Origin of the sequence: Peribacillus sp. NPDC097198 (assembly GCF_044762055.1) — a bacterium.
Taxonomy (GTDB): domain Bacteria; phylum Bacillota; class Bacilli; order Bacillales; family DSM-1321; genus Peribacillus.
Genome location: NZ_JBIWDO010000003.1, coordinates 388200 through 404559, shown reverse-complemented (window position 1 = coordinate 404559; position 16360 = coordinate 388200). Strand labels below are relative to the sequence as shown.

Below are 16360 nucleotides of genomic sequence, written 5' to 3'. Positions count from 1 at the left end.
CTATTGTGAAAACTTTATTTATTGCCCTATCCCTCATTATTTTGTTTCCTGCCTCGTATAACGAGTCCCAGGCAGCAACAGACAGCAGAGCAGTTTACGAAAAAACAGGAAATGTTATTTGGGAAGTGAATACTCAAGAAAAAATTGTTGCCATTACATTTGATGATGGGCCCCATCCAGACTATACTCCTCAGATCCTGGATCTTTTAGCAAAATATAATGCAAAAGCTACTTTCTTCGTAGCGGGTAATAAAGTGAAGAGCAACCCCGATGTTTTAAAAAGAGAGATTAAGGAAGGTCATGAAATTGCCAACCATACTTATACTCATCCATATGATAGGAATATAACTGCTCATAGACTATCATCGGAATTAGATGATACGGATAAGATTATATGGGACCTTGCACAATATAAACCCTCTCTTTATCGTCCTGTAGGTGGTTTCCATAATGACACAATCATCAATACTGCGGTTAATAAAGGATTTAAAGTGGTACTCTGGTCTTGGCATCAGGACCCAAAAGACTGGGCTAGGCCTCCAGCCAATAAAATATCAAACCACATCATTAAATCCTTGCGACCCGGAGATATCATTTTACTTCATGATTGGAGTGACCGCCCCCAAACAGTTCGTGCTTTAGAAACAACACTAGCTTATCTTTATAAAAATGGGTATGAATGTGTAACCGTATCCGAATTATTGTATCGTTCAAACCTTACCTTACCTGAATTTTTCAGGGTTTTCCCATTGAAATAGGAAATATAATACGTTTTATTTATTCGGTCAACACTAGTAATAGGCCACTCTAATCCAATCGATATGTCACCCCAGTATCAGTCAGGATGTTTCAATCACTTTAAGCCCTTATATAGTGGAGGAACATCTCTTTTAAAAACTGTTGTTGGTCAATGGGGGTAATTCCCGAAGATGGTATAGCTACCTTTTCATGCAAAGTGATTCTCGTTGAAAATATGCTAAAACAATTTGTTATTGTTTGAAGAGCTAGCTCCATATTTATATCCGAACGGAGAGAGTCATCTTCAACCCCTTGCTTTATGATTTTGAAAATTTCACGTGATAACTCTTTTTGTATGTCGATATAGGATTCAATATTTTCTAGAGGCTCGTTTTTATATGAGGAATAGCTTTCAAAAGCCTCACGAAATAAGGTGACTTTTCTAGCTGGTCCATTCGCGATCTCTAAAAAATATTCGAATAACTCTTCAAATTTTTCGTATGCGTTCTTTTCTGAATCGGCAATCTTTTTTAGGTCGTCTTGGAAATTACTTAAAATGAATACAGCAACCTCAACGATTAAATTTTCTTTTTTAGGAAAGTAACGAAATAAGGTGGCTATACCGACATTTGCCTTTGTAGCGACATCTTGCATCTGTACATCATATAATCCTTTTTCTGAAAATAATTCCTCCGCTGCAAGGATTATTTGTTCTGTCCGATGCTTTTTATTTTTTTCTCTAGTATTTGAACTCACGATTCATCGGTCCTTTCTCCCATTGCTTGATATATTCTGTTAAATAGTATAAAATAAAAATGCATAAAATGATAGTTCAACTATCAAAAAAATAATAATGAGGTGTTATTTATGGAAAGGTTATTAAATAAAGTAGCGATTATCACTGGCGCAGCAGCCGGTATGGGTGCGACTCATGCGCGTAAATTTGTTGAAGAAGGCGCAAAAGTTGTTTTAACCGACTTAAATGAAGAAGCCGGAGCAGCCCTAGCGAAAGAACTAGGCGAAAACGCCATATTTATTAAACAAGACGTTTCTAGCGAAGCCGATTGGCAGACTGTCGTTACCGAGACTGAAAACACATTTGGCCCAGTAAACATTTTAGTAAACAATGCAGGAATAAGCCTTAATAACTCCATTGAAGATACAACCTTGGATCAGTACCTTAAAATCGTAAAAATTAACCAAGTATCTGTATTTTTGGGAATGAAAACCGTTGTTTCATCCATGAAGAAAACTGAAAACGGATCAATCGTCAATATTTCTTCAATGAACGGGCTAGTGGCTGGTGCAATTGGTTATACGGATACAAAATTTGCCGTTCGCGGAATGACAAAAGCAGCCGCAATTGATTTTTCACGTTATGGAATCCGCGTGAATTCAGTACACCCAGGTGTGATTGAAACACCAATGGTAACCCAAGGCGATGCTGTTGAAGTCATCAAAGAATTTGCCAAACATATTCCTCTTAAACGCGTGGCACAGCCAGAAGAAGTCTCCAATCTCGTTCTTTTCCTAGCTTCCGAAGAATCAAGCTATTCTACAGGAGCTGAATTCGTAATTGACGGCGGATTAACTGCACAATAATATAAAATGACACATACAACACAGGTTGCCCTCTTTTATCTTGGGGCAACCTATTTTTCATTTAATGGCCATTTGAATGGGATCCCTTCTATCTCCTCTTTCCTTTCTGTATACCTAAATATCAATTTTTTCCAGTCCTAGCCCTTATAACTGATTCTTCTTCACGCAAAAAACCCCCTTCTCTGGTAGATTTCGTCAGAGAAAGAGGTTTCGGATCGTGATGAAAGATAAAGCAAACAAAAATTTATGATGAAAGATTACTCTGTAATGCATTTTATGATTTGCTCATCCTATAATAGCCATAATCAATCGATTAAAAATTAGTGCATAGCGATTTTCATGCTATTTATTTGGTTTGTTGTTTATTCATAGCACTCATCATTTGATTAATTTTCTTTTGGGACGGTTTCATACCCATTTGCATCATCATCATTTTCAACATTTGTTCGTTAATTGGCGGATTTTTCTTTAAGTAATCCATCATGTATTTACGAGCGATGAAAAATCCTAGCACTATTCCCAAAATCAATGCTAGTACGCCAACTAGAATGTAAACCCACATACTATTTCCTCCTTCATGTTGTCTAACATCAGTGTACTAGACCAAATATTATTATACAATACCCGCTAGCGAAAAGTCCCCCATTTAGACAAATTTTCTTTCTTTAATCGGTTTTAACCAACCATACTTTTCATGTTCAAAATCTATGGCTAGAAAACCTGGCTCGCATTTACGAATACATTCAAAGAAAGCAGTCTCCGCTTCAACGTCACCCTCAGATTTAAGTATTATGGATTCACCCTCAATAGTTAATGCTGCCTTGCTAGTTCCACTTGTTTTTTCTAAATAGTATTTACCGTTTTGCGACCAAAAATTCATCTTTTTCTTTAACCGCTGTTCAATAACCGCCTGCAATTGGATGACAGGCACTGTCTTAGTGACGTATTCGATTTGTTTTTGCAAAATACTCCTTAGTCCACCCTTTGCTTGAATATACTCCAAAAACAAATTGAAGAAAAGCTTTTCCCTACCATAATAATGATGGGCGAATTCATCTTCAATCAAAAAAATCTGATAGGTTCTCATTAGCCTATACCTCCCTAGGATCTCAATTTATAAACACATAGTAAAACGTAATGGCTTTTGCCATGAATCATTATAAACCTTTACCCATTTGACATATTTAATCGATAATTAATTATTCTTATTATATCTTGACAAAACAACAAGATATGTTGTTTACTGGAGAAATTTTCATCTTTTTTTGTCGAATGGGATTTTTTTAAATAAGTCCTCATATATCTTATACATAAGAAAAACTGACACCTCATAAATAGGTGCCAGTCATGTATTGCTCACTATTATTTAACAAGCATCTCTTTCACACGAGCTACTACATTTTCAACGGTAAAGCCGAATTCTTTCATGATTTTACCACCTGGAGCTGAAGCGCCAAAATGATTAATGGCTAAAATTTCACCTTCATCCCCTGTATAACGGTCCCAGCCAAAAGGTGAGGCCATTTCGATAGCCAGACGTTTTTTGACAGCCGGGTTGATGACACTTTGTTTGTAATCCTTGGATTGAGTTTCAAAACGATCCCATGATGGCATGCTGATAACGGAAACTTCAATTCCTTCTTCCGACAATGCTTGCTGTGCTTCGACCGCTAGGTGAACTTCAGAACCAGTAGCCAGTAGCAATGCATCCGCTACTTCTTTTTTAGCGTCTGATATCACATAAGCACCTTTTACCACACCTTCATAAGCAGTTTCTGATGTGTTTTTGATTGTTGGTAAACCTTGGCGTGTTAACACAAGAGCCGTTGGTTTATCCTTAGACTCAATAGCGACCTTCCAAGCTGCTGCAACTTCATTACCGTCAGCTGGACGTATCACACCGAGATTAGGCATGGCACGTAATGAGGCTAATTGTTCAATAGGCTCATGTGTTGGTCCGTCTTCACCGACAGCGATACTGTCGTGAGTGAATACATAGGTTACAGGAAGGCCCATTAAGGCAGCCATTCGGATGGATGGACGTAGATAATCAGAGAATACGAAGAATGTTCCACCGTAAACCTTGATGCCACCATGTAGCGTCATCCCGTTCAATGCTGCTCCCATAGCGAATTCACGTACACCAAACCAAATATTACGTCCACTATAATTTCCAGGCAATAGATCTGTAGCACCTTTGATGGATGTATTATTTGATCCTGCTAAATCAGCTGAACCTCCAATAAGGCTAGGTAGTTTTTTCGCTAATGCATTCAATACTTCTCCACTTGAAGCACGCGAAGCCAATGTCTTGCCTTCTTCATAAACTGGAATTTCCTGATCCCAGTCTGCAGGTAGTTCACCTTTTATAGAAAGCTCCAGCTGTTCTGCGAGCTCAGGGTACGCTTCTTTATATTTATTAAATAGTTCATTCCATTCTTGTTCTTTTTTATTTCCAGCTTCTACACAAGCTTCATTAAAGTGTGCATATACTTCATCCGGAACATAAAAGTCTTCTTCGAATGTCCATTTGTAAGCTTCTTTTGTCAACTTCATTTCATCAGCACCAAGAGGAGCACCGTGAGCAGCAGACTTACCAGAGCGGTTAGGAGAACCATAACCGATCACTGTCTTCACTTCGATTAAGGTTGGACGAGCTTCATCAGTCTTTGCTTCTTCAATGGCTTTTGCGATTTGTTGTAAATCGTTGCCGTCTTCCACTCTCAGATACTGCCAGCCGTATGATTTAAAACGGTCTGCTACACTTTCACTGAATGATTGGCTAAGATCTCCGTCAAGAGAAATATCGTTTGAATCATATAAAACGACAAGTCTTCCTAGTTGAAGATGGCCTGCTAAAGAAGCAGCTTCAGCTGAAACGCCTTCCATTAAGTCTCCATCCCCACAAATACTATATGTATAATGATCAACCACATTATAAGAATCACGATTGTAGCTTTCAGCCAAGTGACGTTCTGCCATTGCCATACCTACAGCCATTGCAATCCCTTGGCCAAGTGGTCCAGTAGTGGCATCTACTCCAGCAGTATGTCCGTATTCAGGATGCCCAGGAGTTTTACTTCCCCATTGACGGAAACCCTTTAAGTCATCCATTGTCAAGCCGTAACCTGATAAATGCAGGAGACTGTATAATAGCATGGAACCATGTCCTGCCGATAAAACAAAACGGTCTCTATTAAACCAATCAGGATTTTTCGGGTTATGATTCATATAATCAGTCCACAGCTTATATGCCATGGGAGCTGCACCCATAGGCATGCCTGGATGACCTGAATTAGCCTTTTCAATTGCATCGATCGATAATGTACGAATTGTATTAATAGAAAGTGCATCTAATTTATCTAACATGTGTAAAACATCCTTTCCTGTAGTGTACCTCTTTATATTATATTGACTAACTTAATATCACAACTAAAATAACCATTTCTTGCACAGCTAATTCAATTTTCTACTAATTAAGGATTCACCAAGGTTAGGTTAAACCAAAAAAGAGAATACATACATCGATGCATTCTCTTTTTTCACTTTACATTCCTCATGAGTAATCCTAATGATGGGGCCATCATCAGTCCTTATTGGTTAATGTAAACCTTTTTTTTCTTTAATATTTTTTATTTTTTGAGGCGTGACATCATTACCTTCTGGATCGATAACTTTAACATTTTCCAGCGTATCAGCCATCGAACGTCTAAATGTCTCCAAATACTCACTTCGTAAGGAAGTTTGCTCTTTCGCCTCTTCTACAGTTAAGCCCTCTCCTTTTGCTTTTTTAGAAAGTTCATTGATACGTGCCATTTTTTCTTTTGATAGCATAATTTTTCTCCTTTATATATACGGATATTGACATGGTATTAAAAAAAAAGTGAAATTACAAGTTCTATGATTGATTCTCCGGTATACCCTGCTGGTATTCCAAGAATCTGCGGTGTACCGTTGCTTTTGACACGTCATAGCCAAAGCCTCTCAGTGTTGCCGCAATCTCGGCAAAAGTTAATCCATTCGAACGCAGTTTCACAATTTCTTCTATGGGTACTTCTTTACGATCCCTGCCAGTGGAGTTTCTTTGGTTCTTCAGGTTTTTCTGGGGGCGGTAGCCATTTTCAACGGCCCTAAGCATACCACGTTTAATTTTCAGGTTATGTAGTTTGCGTTGATATTCTTCTACAATACCAACAATTTGGATAACCATGGCATCAGAGTCCGATAACTCTAATTCACCATCATGAGAAAGTGTGAAAATCTTCACTCCTTCTTTAAGTACAACATGAAACAAGGCAATTTTAGCATTTCCTCTTCCCAACCTAGTTTCATCTTGTATCAGGAGAACATCCGCTTCTTTTGTCTTAAAAAGATCAAGCATGTCAAATATCCCGTCACGGTTCAGTTCGTAACCACTTGCCTGCTCTCTTATTATTGAAACGACTTCCATGTCATTATGTTCTGCTAACTTTACTAATTCCTCTTCCTGCCTAGCTAGCGAGGTTTCCTGTGTTTCTTTTTCTGTACTTACCCGACAATAGATGACTGCTTTCATATGAACCTACCTTTACTGCTTACTAGCCAAACTTTGGACTACTTTTTCACTTTCAACTGGTATGACAATGATTTGACCTGCCTTAATCGTATCCGCCCTTACACCGTTATACTCTTCTATCCAACCAATGAATTCTTTTTTTGTCAATTCGGTTTGACCATATTCTTCTGAAATCTCCCATATAGTATCACCTTCGTTAATTTCAATCGAAAGGAAATCCTTATTTTGATTACTATCTAATGTGAAAGAGAATAAAATAGACAAGATAAATACAAATCCTGCTAATAGAATCGTATAGATATTATTTTTGCAAAATGTCTTCATTAATATCCCTCCGTAGCGAATGTACGTTCGTTTTTAGTTGATAATTGAATTATAATACGAACGTTTGTTTCAGTCAACAACCAAATTCGAACTTATGTTTGTATAGCATGGAGAGCCATGCTATAATATAGCAAAGAATTATAGAGAAGAGGTGCGTATATGACTAAACTATCAAAACGGCAGCAGGATATTCTTGATTTCATAAAAGATGAAGTTCGTCAAAAAGGTTATCCACCTTCCGTTAGAGAGATTGGCGAAGCTGTGGGACTTGCATCAAGTTCGACTGTACATGGACATTTATCTCGTTTGGAAAGCAAAGGCTTAATCAGACGCGACCCGACTAAACCAAGGGCCATTGAGATTTTAAATATAGAAGAATCTAATAACATTCCAAAAACAAACGTAGTTAACGTACCACTTCTCGGAAAAGTAACCGCAGGTATGCCGATAACTGCCATCGAGAACATAGAGGAATACTTCCCTCTTCCTGAAAGTATGGTTCCACATGATGATCATGTGTTCATGCTTGAAATTATGGGTGAAAGTATGATTGAAGCGGGAATTCATGATGGAGATTATGTCATTGTAAAACAACAAAGCAATGCCAATAACGGAGATATCGTCGTGGCCATGACGGAAGATGATGAAGCCACCGTTAAACGATTCTTTAAGGAACCGGATTACATACGGCTTCAGCCAGAAAACTCCAATATGGAACCTATCATTCTAAGAGATGTAACCATTCTTGGAAGAGTGATCGGGCTATATAGGCAAATTCACTAAAAGCGCGCAAATTGCGCTTTTTTTATTTGTTTTAAGTCTATGTATTACATCCTATGTATATGACAGAAGCAATATTATAATATTTTACTAGAGAGCATTGAATAACAAACCGAGTCAAAATAACAAGGTATAATTCTTTTATATCCGGTGAAATTAGTTCAATAGACATTTCTTTTTGAAAGTGGTGTTACTATGGATTTTCCGACGATACATACGAATTTTTGGGATGCTGTAATGGCTATCCCAACTATCATGATTTTGACCCAAATTATAAAGTTTCTCTTTCCTATCCCCCGAAGTTACGTACCCACTATTGCGTTATGTCTTGGTTTAATCATTTCTATATTCATAAGCCATCGGCATAACTTGACTACCGGGATTTTTATGGGATGGTTTTACGGATACGCCAGTATCGGTAATTACGCCGCACTTAAAACAGCTTTCGTATCCTTTAGGAACTCTGATAATCATTCGGATTGAGTAAACACTGATCGATCCTTTAATCGAAACCTCTATTTTTTTACGCAAAAAAACTGTCCAGTATTGTTGAACAGCATTTTCAAGCAATAATGGACACATATAGATCAGCTTTCTCTAAACCATCTACACGTGATTCTGGAAAATTTATTCAATCGTGTACCCTCTGCTTTCTACCTCCATCTTGTATTTCTCATGATAATGGATACAATGAACACTACAATTATGGCACCCAGTAACGCAGGCACAATGTAAAACCCTTCTGTTTCAGGTCCGATTGGCCCTAATATTGCAGTACCAAGCCATGCTCCAACAAATCCAGCAATGATATTTCCAATAATTCCACCCGGCATATCCCTTCCTAAAATCAGGCTTCCCAGCCATCCAATTATTCCACCAACAATTAACATCCAAATTAGCTCCAAAAATAACCACCTCCTTTCTCTAAAATTTATGAAATTTTTTTATTAATAGAACAGACTTGTGACTAATGAAAATCACTTTAAGCTCCTCAGGCAATAAACTTATCGGCTGCTTATATACTTCTACCTATATAGGTACTATAAAAGGCCGCCCTAAAAAGGGTGGCCTTTAGTGTTTGATCTTCCGTTCTCCCTACCACAAAGAAAACCATCCAGTAAGAATGGTTGAAAATTATTATTTGGTTATAATAATAAATGCCGCCAGATAACTGCAATTATCTGGCGGCACCACATGGTAAAAAAGAAAACAATTAAATTGCTTTCTATACTAGAATAAGTATTTTGGCTTCTTTTGTCGATATGACAATATTCCTATTTTCAATTATTTACACTATTTCCTACCATACTTTTTTAATATTTCAACCTTTATTCATCATCATTTTTTCTACACAACCATTTAAAATTGGATTTTCATAACTTGTTGAAGGTTCTTGCAATTCGAAACCCCAAATCATTTACTTATTGGATTATATATCAAATGAACGGTGCGTTTTCAATCCAAAGTGATTAAAGGGCTCTAATATATACCTTCTTACCTAATTATACTATTTCGATAGTCCTGCATTTTACTAAAATGGAATATAAACACAGGTTATTAAGAACTATTATTAAAATACACTAAATATTCTTTACAAGAGCTCTAAGAAAAGTTATTATACAATAATAAAAGGAGGAGAATGTATGTCATCAATAAATAAACAGAAAATTTTGGATAGCATTCCTCAAAAAGGTTTTTTCGGAAACCCTAAAGGACTATTCACTCTTTTCTTCACGGAGTTTTGGGAGCGCTTCTCCTATTATGGTATGAAGGCCATTCTTGTATACTATATGTATTATGAGGTATCTAAAGGCGGACTAGGTCTTGATGAAAAAACATCTCTAGCCATTGTATCCATCTATGGGTCGTTAGTATATATGTCCGGAATTATTGGTGGATGGTTAGCCGATAGGATCTTCGGAACATCGAAATCCGTTTTTTACGGCGGTATATTGATTATGCTTGGTCATATTGCCCTTGCGATTCCGGGCAGCATTTCCATGTTCTTCGTTTCCATGATACTAATCGTTATAGGTACAGGTCTTTTAAAACCTAATGTATCCAGTATTGTTGGAGAGCTATATGCGGAAGACGATAACCGTCGTGATTCTGGTTTCAGCATATTCTACATGGGAATAAACACGGGTGCATTCATTGCTCCGCTTATTGTCGGAACAGTTGGAATGAATTACAATTTCCATCTTGGATTCGGCATTGCAGCCGTTGGTATGTTTATTGGATTAATCGTCTTCATGGCTACAAAGAAAAAAAATCTGGGACTTGCAGGAATAACCCCTGTCAATCCTTTGGCTTCTAATGAAAAGAAATCTGTTTACACTAAGATTGGGCTAGCTATTATAATTATTGCCATCATTTGTGCAATCGCTATCTCAAATGGTCTCTTAACACTTAATAGCTTCATCGGGCTTGTTGGTATCCTTGGAATTCTAATTCCTACCATGTATTTTATTGTGATGTATCGTAGTCCGAAAACAACATCTGTTGAGCGTTCACGTTTACTAGCCTATATCCCTTTATTTATAGCAGCTGTTATGTTTTGGGCCATTCAAGAACAAGGCTCAACTATTTTAGCAAATTATGCTGATAAACGGACACAGTTAGAATTTGCCGGTTTTCACATTTCACCAGCATGGTTCCAATCTTTAAATCCATTGTTCATCATTACTTTAGCACCTTTATTCGCATGGTTATGGGTTAAATTAGGGAAACGTCAGCCAACTATACCCCAAAAGTTTTCGATTGGCCTATTCTTTGCTGGTTTATCATTCCTAGTAATTTTGGTTCCCTCTTATTTTGGAGGAGCCGGTTCATTAGTTAGCCCATTATGGCTTGTACTTAGTTATTTCCTTGTAGTAATTGGAGAGCTTTGCTTGTCACCTGTTGGTATGTCAGCAACCACTAAACTTGCTCCATCTGCGTTCTCAGCACAAATGATGAGTTTATGGTTCTTAGCCAATGCAGCAGCACAAGCATTAAATGCTCAAATTGTAAGATTTTACTCTGCGGACACGGAAATGGTCTATTTCGGGGCTATCGGAATCACTTCATTGATTTTAGGATTTATCCTATTGGCAATATCACCAAAGATTCAAGGCTTTATGAAAGGCTTACGTTAACACAAAAAAAGCCAGCTTCTCCTATCATGGAATAGCTGGCTTTTTTTGTTTTTCGTCAACACTGTATGTTACTGAACCCTACCGGATTTTCATTATGTACTCCGCTTTGCGGGGATAATATCTATCACTTTCACGAACCAACGATACAACAAATATCCCAAATATACCCCAATAAGGTTCAAAATAAGATCATCTATATCCAAACTTCCTCTTTGAAAAACATACTGGCATATTTCTATGATTGAGATTGAGAAAAAGGGAATAAAAAATTTTGGAATACCGGTCATCTTTTTTCCTTTTCTGGATAGCAGGTACAATCCAAATGGAATGAATAATCCTATATTGGCACTTAGATTATAAAAAGAAACAAGCCAATTCGAATCACCAGTCAAATAAGTGCTGATTGTAGATAACGGGATAATGTTATACGAATATTCCTGTCCTTCAGGTCGGAAGAAAAGTAAAACTAGCAAAGAGAAACTATAACCACTTATCGCTACCTGCCAATACAATCGGGGTAGTTTTATTGTTTCCCCCCTGACCAATAAGACGATCATCAACACAGAGACTACAATACAAACCCATACAACCATGATCACCCAAGGGTTCAAATAGAATAGGAGTTGAAGAAAAATAGGTAGACCACCGAAGAATAACCCCTGTGAGAACAGAAGCGTAAGCAATAGCGTTTTATAAGTCATATGGGGCCCTCCTTCAAACGAATACCATTACATCCTAGGCTATTGAGGACATACCGTCAATATGAAAGATATAGCGCTTGGTACAACACTCATAAGATTTCCTACTTTTTCTCTCCCTTGACATACTCCTTAACACGTAATTTCTGACCGACTTTTATTATATATATATATATATATATATATATTGGTATCTATCGGCTATCGTACTGTTTAGCCAAGAAAGATCTTGTCACCTGACTTCCACCTGACCCCCTTCATAAAGTCCATAACGATGGGTATTTTCAAATGGAACGACCACCGGGATAGGATAAAGTTGTCCTATTTTTTAAAATAGATTCATAAGATAAACGTGCACAAAAGTTCGGAGGGGAAAATCATGTTTATAGCTTTTGAAAAAGCCGTTCTTATAATGGGTTTACTTCGTTTGCTTTCGGGAAGTATAGAAATATTCGCAGCTATACTCATGTTAAGACTTAATGATATCGAAAAAGCATTGGTTGTGAATAGTTCCCTCGCACTCGTTGGACCTATAATACTTATTAGTACAACAGCTGTTGGTTTATTCGGGATGACCGAAAAGCTTTCCCTCTTTAAAGTTTCATGCATCTTTATAGGAGTGACCATTATATTTATTGGAATAAAAAGCGAATAATAAGCATAAAACAACCATTCTCAATAAATGGGATTACCCATGATAAAACATTTCGGCACCTTTTTGATTTCACCAACGATATTTTCAGATTATCTACATATATGACAGCCATTTCTACAATTCACTTAATCAACTTCTTTAATCTCAATAAGAGATGGGATTAGATATGGTGTGTAGTGTGGTATCTCGAAGTACTTGATAATGTTTCATTCACCATCCAGAGCTATCATTTCACTCGCAGTTTTTGACCGATTTCAAGGTAATTGGGTTTAACCTTAGGGTTCAAAGCTAAAAGTTTAGACACACTTGTTCCATATTTTATGGCAATGCTATAAAGAGTATCACCCTTTACAATCGTGTGAGTGTTACTTGGTACCTCCTCTTTCCCTTTTCAAATTGAATGATTTAACGATTCCATTGATATGTCCTTGAGCCAAATTTTCAATAAAAGCACTCTTTTTCAACTTAGAGGCATCAGAAACATTATCGATGAAGCCATTTTCAGTCAATAAAGCAGGCATAGTGGATTCCCGAAGCACATGTAAATTTCCCGTTCTTTGCCCACGATCTTTCAAATCCACAAGTTTCAGAATTTCAGCGTGGATATTATCCTGGTACTTTTTAGTAACCTGATTAGTGGATGTATAAATATAATCTTCATATCCTTGTCCACCACCGGCATTAATATGGACGGACAAAAAGAAATCAGCTCCCCAAGCATTTGCTTCGTTTGTCCGTGCCGATAAGGACGGATACGTATCTCCTGTACGACTCATCTTTGTCGATACATTCTTATACCGTGCAAGAAACTCCCTGATTTTTTTAGCAATTTTTAATGTAAGATCTTTTTCTTTCAATCCATTACCTATGGTGCCTGAATCTTCCCCCCATGACCTGGATCAATATATATTTTCACCATAATTATCACCTCCTATTAATTCTATGTATGTCCCCTATAAATGCTTGTACATATGTCATTTGATTACCCTCAAAGCAGTGATACACGACTAAAGAACTGCATAATACAGGGATGGCCCTTATTAGAATGACAGTACAGCATATATTCTTTTAAATTCAAATGATTATTACATAAAAGTATGTTCTACTCTTTGAAACTGACTACTTCTTAAAAAGAAAAGGCACTCATGTCTGATGAGTGCCCTACATGTTAATTATCTATTCCAAAACGGTCTGCAACGATTAGAGTTATTAACATTGCTTCCGCAGTCTAAATTTTCTTCCACTGTTTCATATACTTCCCGTTCCCTTACAGGATAATAATGTTCATTTCTAACAATGGTTCTATTTACATTGATAACTTCAGTAGGGTGTATATGCTTCACTACCCGTCGATTCACTCTGGTATTAACAACCGTTTCAGTTGGGCTAGTAATCACTTCTTCCCTTTGTTCACGGCACTTCCTACAATTACAACTCATTATAAAATCCCACCTTTAGTTAGTTTTAGTACTTACAGTGTAGCTTATGAAGTAAGGTGGTAACTTGTACTAAACGAATACACTAATTTTTATATTGGTCAGGATAATATAAATGAAACCACTGAATGAGTCATTACTAGTCAAAAATAGATCATTTGTATTTATAATCAAAGTAATACAAGAATAAAGGAAGTTATACGGTTCCCCTCAACAACACTGCCAATTAAAGATAAAATGACCAAAATTGCCCGCTTACAATACTAATTCAATAGTGCTACTATTTATTTAGGTTTTTTTACCTATTTTAAATATAAGTCAAAAATTAAACACGGATTTTTAGAGTAAAACCAAGTTTTAAGGAGGAAATAGCATGGGATTCTTAGATGGATTAATCGGTAATGCTTCAACGATAAGTAAAGATGAAGCAATAAAAGAACTAGAACAGATTCTAGCGAATGGTGAGGATGTAGATGCTGCGTTTAAATTAATAAGAGATTTGATTGTATTTACAGACAAACGCCTTATATTAGTGGATAAGCAAGGAATTACTGGCAAAAAGGTAGAATACCATTCCATACCTTTTAAAAGCATTTCCCATTTCAGCGTAGAAACTGCTGGACACTTTGATTTAGACGCAGAATTAAAAATATGGATTTCAGGTGCACAAACACCAGCTGTATCGAAACAATTAAAAAAAGATAAAAGTATTTATGATATTCAAAAATTATTAGCTGCAGTCTGTGGGTAATTCAACGAATATTGATTAGCATAGTTGAAAGAACAAAGGCTTGTTTTGGGGACTCTTATATGGAAGAAAGTAATATTTAATATCAGTGAAATTAACACCAGCTTTCAGATGATAACCAATAGAAAATTGCCGAACTGTATACAATCCTTGTCTCTCGGGCTTTATGCTTGTTCACCCTTTGCACCTCCCGTTAAAAAAACGGTTTTTTCGGATATAATATGTAATTTATTCATTATGATGTATACAATAAGTAATATATGCACATAAATCATTACTTATTGTATAGTATCTAGAACAAATTGCTTACATAACTATTCTGGTTTAATTTCAATTGTAAATGATCCTTCTTCTTTATGTATCTTCATATAGCGATTATCATCTTGATCCTCTTCGTACCAAGGTACATAAATATTTTTTAGGGGCTTTTCATCTGTATCTAATAGTTGGATATACATAATGTCATGGTAATTAAATAACCGCCCTAGAATATTAGGTCTGTCTTCCACCTTATTACTTGAAGGATTATTAATATATGCACCAAGAAGATCATCATTCTCCGTTGGGGAGTATTCAAGTTCTGTTTGTTGAGTATATGAAATTTCTAAATCTAAACGGCTGCTATGATAAGAATTTTCTAAAGGATGATCATCCTTTATAGGTGTTAGTTCACCATATGTTAGACCTAAAACACGCTCTGTTGGAATGACAATTGATTCACAATTCTCAAAAACCACTTCTATGTACTTAGTATTATCCATTTGGGCTCACTTCCTTTTTATTCTCTATAGGCAATTATAACAATAAAGATAAAGTAAAATGTGATTTATTCATACAATCCCTTTCATCCTAAACTTACTTGACCTTTTTAATTCATGATGACACTTAATTTTAACTTTACTTTATAAGAAGTCGTGTGTAACATACTTAGAAAGTATCAAAGTTAATATAAATAAAATAAAGCCCGTCAGATAAAGTAGAAGTTCAGTTGTGCCATTAAAGCGCCCTTTTATGGAATAACCAAACAGCTTCTTATAGCTTATTTAGTCTAATAAAAGTTCCATAAAATACTGAAAAGAAAACAATAAAAGGAGGTAGGTTATTTTAATAAATCATCGACCATGAGTCTCCAAATCATGTGATGATAGCCTTCGTCCCAATAATTCTCTAAGAAATAATCAGGATCTCCATATTTCTTTTTCCAGATTTTTTGTGCACTTATATATCCACTATCTAAACAAAATTCTTCTATACCCTTATTATGCAGTGTCAAATATATTTTATTTAATAGTAAATTACCTATACCCTTCCTTTGGTAGTCAGGATCCACAAATACTGTACCCACCTCGTTTAGATTTTTTAAAGCATTATCTGTACATTTACTTATAAGATCGCTTGCTGCACCGTATTCAATTGTACCGATTATTTTATCTCCATCTAAAGCAATCAGAAAAAATCGTTTTTCACCATTACTTTCCAAGTCACTTTCTAAGTAGGTTTTCTTAGCTTCAATTTCGTTTTCTATGTCCTCTAGCTTATCCCCTATACCTTCTTTAATAAATATATCAGTTATTACTGTTCTAAAAAATTGATTTAACTCTTTTATATCCTCAGTTCTTGTCCTTCTAATCTCTAAGTTAAGCACTCTAGAGCCTCCTTAAACTTAATACCAATTATTTAAAATTAC

General features: G+C 36.2%; 19 protein-coding genes and 1 pseudogene. 7 read left to right on the top strand and 13 right to left on the bottom strand.

Features of this window, described 5'->3' with window-relative positions; translation table 11 throughout:
• Positions 1-2 precede the first annotated feature (2 nt).
• Positions 3-758, top strand: coding sequence for a polysaccharide deacetylase family protein (locus tag ACIQXQ_RS07420; protein ID WP_402956503.1), 756 nt, complete (start codon positions 3-5; stop codon positions 756-758).
• 100 nt (positions 759-858) lie between these two features.
• Here the strand turns inward: ACIQXQ_RS07420 and ACIQXQ_RS07415 are convergent, their stop codons facing one another.
• Positions 859-1494 carry a TetR/AcrR family transcriptional regulator gene (locus ACIQXQ_RS07415; RefSeq protein WP_402956417.1) on the bottom strand — a complete coding sequence of 212 codons (636 nt, stop codon included), beginning with the start codon at positions 1492-1494 and terminating at the stop codon, positions 859-861.
• A 111-nt stretch (positions 1495-1605) separates the two neighbouring features.
• Here ACIQXQ_RS07415 and ACIQXQ_RS07410 point away from each other — a divergent pair, with 111 nt between their 5' ends.
• Positions 1606-2340 (top strand): glucose 1-dehydrogenase, encoded by a 735-nt coding sequence (locus ACIQXQ_RS07410; protein WP_402956415.1) that lies wholly within the window; start codon positions 1606-1608, stop codon positions 2338-2340.
• A gap of 346 nt (positions 2341-2686) precedes the next feature.
• Here the strand turns inward: ACIQXQ_RS07410 and ACIQXQ_RS07405 are convergent, their stop codons facing one another.
• The 6 genes from ACIQXQ_RS07405 to yneA form a co-directional block, all read right to left on the bottom strand.
• Positions 2687-2902, bottom strand: a complete 216-nt coding sequence (locus tag ACIQXQ_RS07405) for a YneF family protein (RefSeq protein ID WP_402875361.1) — start codon at positions 2900-2902, stop codon at positions 2687-2689.
• 84 nt (positions 2903-2986) lie between these two features.
• Positions 2987-3427, bottom strand: a complete 441-nt coding sequence (sirA, locus tag ACIQXQ_RS07400) for a sporulation inhibitor of replication protein SirA (protein WP_402956413.1) — start codon at positions 3425-3427, stop codon at positions 2987-2989.
• A 275-nt stretch (positions 3428-3702) separates the two neighbouring features.
• Positions 3703-5709 (bottom strand): transketolase, encoded by a 2007-nt coding sequence (tkt, locus tag ACIQXQ_RS07395; RefSeq protein ID WP_402875359.1) that lies wholly within the window; start codon positions 5707-5709, stop codon positions 3703-3705.
• 231 nt (positions 5710-5940) lie between these two features.
• A complete protein-coding gene (locus ACIQXQ_RS07390; RefSeq protein ID WP_402875358.1) occupies positions 5941-6174 on the bottom strand; it encodes a DUF896 domain-containing protein in 234 nt (77 codons plus the stop codon).
• 64 nt (positions 6175-6238) lie between these two features.
• Complete coding sequence (locus tag ACIQXQ_RS07385) at positions 6239-6895, bottom strand: YneB family resolvase-like protein (protein ID WP_402956411.1); 657 nt, start codon at positions 6893-6895, stop codon at positions 6239-6241.
• 12 nt (positions 6896-6907) lie between these two features.
• The gene (gene yneA, locus ACIQXQ_RS07380) at positions 6908-7219 is read right to left on the bottom strand and encodes a cell division suppressor protein YneA (RefSeq protein WP_402875354.1); all 312 of its coding nucleotides are present in this window, start codon (positions 7217-7219) and stop codon (positions 6908-6910) included.
• A gap of 159 nt (positions 7220-7378) precedes the next feature.
• Between yneA and lexA the strand changes: the two genes are divergently transcribed.
• Entirely contained in the window at positions 7379-8002 is a 624-nt protein-coding gene (lexA, locus tag ACIQXQ_RS07375) for a transcriptional repressor LexA (protein WP_402875352.1), read from the top strand.
• A 192-nt stretch (positions 8003-8194) separates the two neighbouring features.
• Positions 8195-8482: a hypothetical protein gene (locus ACIQXQ_RS07370; RefSeq protein WP_402956409.1), complete on the top strand. Its 288-nt coding sequence runs from the start codon at positions 8195-8197 to the stop codon at positions 8480-8482.
• Positions 8483-8652: 170 nt separating this feature from the next.
• Here the strand turns inward: ACIQXQ_RS07370 and ACIQXQ_RS07365 are convergent, their stop codons facing one another.
• Positions 8653-8889 (bottom strand): GlsB/YeaQ/YmgE family stress response membrane protein, encoded by a 237-nt coding sequence (locus ACIQXQ_RS07365; RefSeq protein ID WP_402875429.1) that lies wholly within the window; start codon positions 8887-8889, stop codon positions 8653-8655.
• 753 nt (positions 8890-9642) lie between these two features.
• Between ACIQXQ_RS07365 and ACIQXQ_RS07360 the strand changes: the two genes are divergently transcribed.
• Positions 9643-11136, top strand: coding sequence for a peptide MFS transporter (locus tag ACIQXQ_RS07360; protein WP_402956407.1), 1494 nt, complete (start codon positions 9643-9645; stop codon positions 11134-11136).
• Between the two features lie 92 nt (positions 11137-11228).
• On the opposite strand, the gene ACIQXQ_RS07355 is transcribed toward ACIQXQ_RS07360, so the two are convergent.
• The gene (locus ACIQXQ_RS07355) at positions 11229-11837 is read right to left on the bottom strand and encodes a VanZ family protein (protein WP_402956405.1); all 609 of its coding nucleotides are present in this window, start codon (positions 11835-11837) and stop codon (positions 11229-11231) included.
• A 376-nt stretch (positions 11838-12213) separates the two neighbouring features.
• On the opposite strand from ACIQXQ_RS07355, the gene ACIQXQ_RS07350 reads away from it, so the two are divergent.
• Positions 12214-12489, top strand: coding sequence for a YqhV family protein (locus tag ACIQXQ_RS07350; RefSeq protein WP_402956403.1), 276 nt, complete (start codon positions 12214-12216; stop codon positions 12487-12489).
• Positions 12490-12715: 226 nt separating this feature from the next.
• Here ACIQXQ_RS07350 and ACIQXQ_RS07345 read toward each other — a convergent pair.
• Positions 12716-13408 (bottom strand): annotated as a pseudogene (locus ACIQXQ_RS07345) (N-acetylmuramoyl-L-alanine amidase).
• Positions 13409-13661: 253 nt separating this feature from the next.
• A complete protein-coding gene (locus ACIQXQ_RS07340) occupies positions 13662-13928 on the bottom strand; it encodes a CotD family spore coat protein (protein ID WP_402875342.1) in 267 nt (88 codons plus the stop codon).
• 370 nt (positions 13929-14298) lie between these two features.
• Between ACIQXQ_RS07340 and ACIQXQ_RS07335 the strand changes: the two genes are divergently transcribed.
• The gene (locus ACIQXQ_RS07335) at positions 14299-14676 is read left to right on the top strand and encodes a PH domain-containing protein (protein ID WP_402956401.1); all 378 of its coding nucleotides are present in this window, start codon (positions 14299-14301) and stop codon (positions 14674-14676) included.
• A gap of 311 nt (positions 14677-14987) precedes the next feature.
• Here ACIQXQ_RS07335 and ACIQXQ_RS07330 read toward each other — a convergent pair whose 3' ends face one another.
• Entirely contained in the window at positions 14988-15434 is a 447-nt protein-coding gene (locus ACIQXQ_RS07330; RefSeq protein ID WP_402956399.1) for a hypothetical protein, read from the bottom strand.
• 338 nt (positions 15435-15772) lie between these two features.
• Positions 15773-16318: a GNAT family N-acetyltransferase gene (locus tag ACIQXQ_RS07325; protein WP_402956397.1), complete on the bottom strand. Its 546-nt coding sequence runs from the start codon at positions 16316-16318 to the stop codon at positions 15773-15775.
• Positions 16319-16360 lie beyond the last annotated feature (42 nt).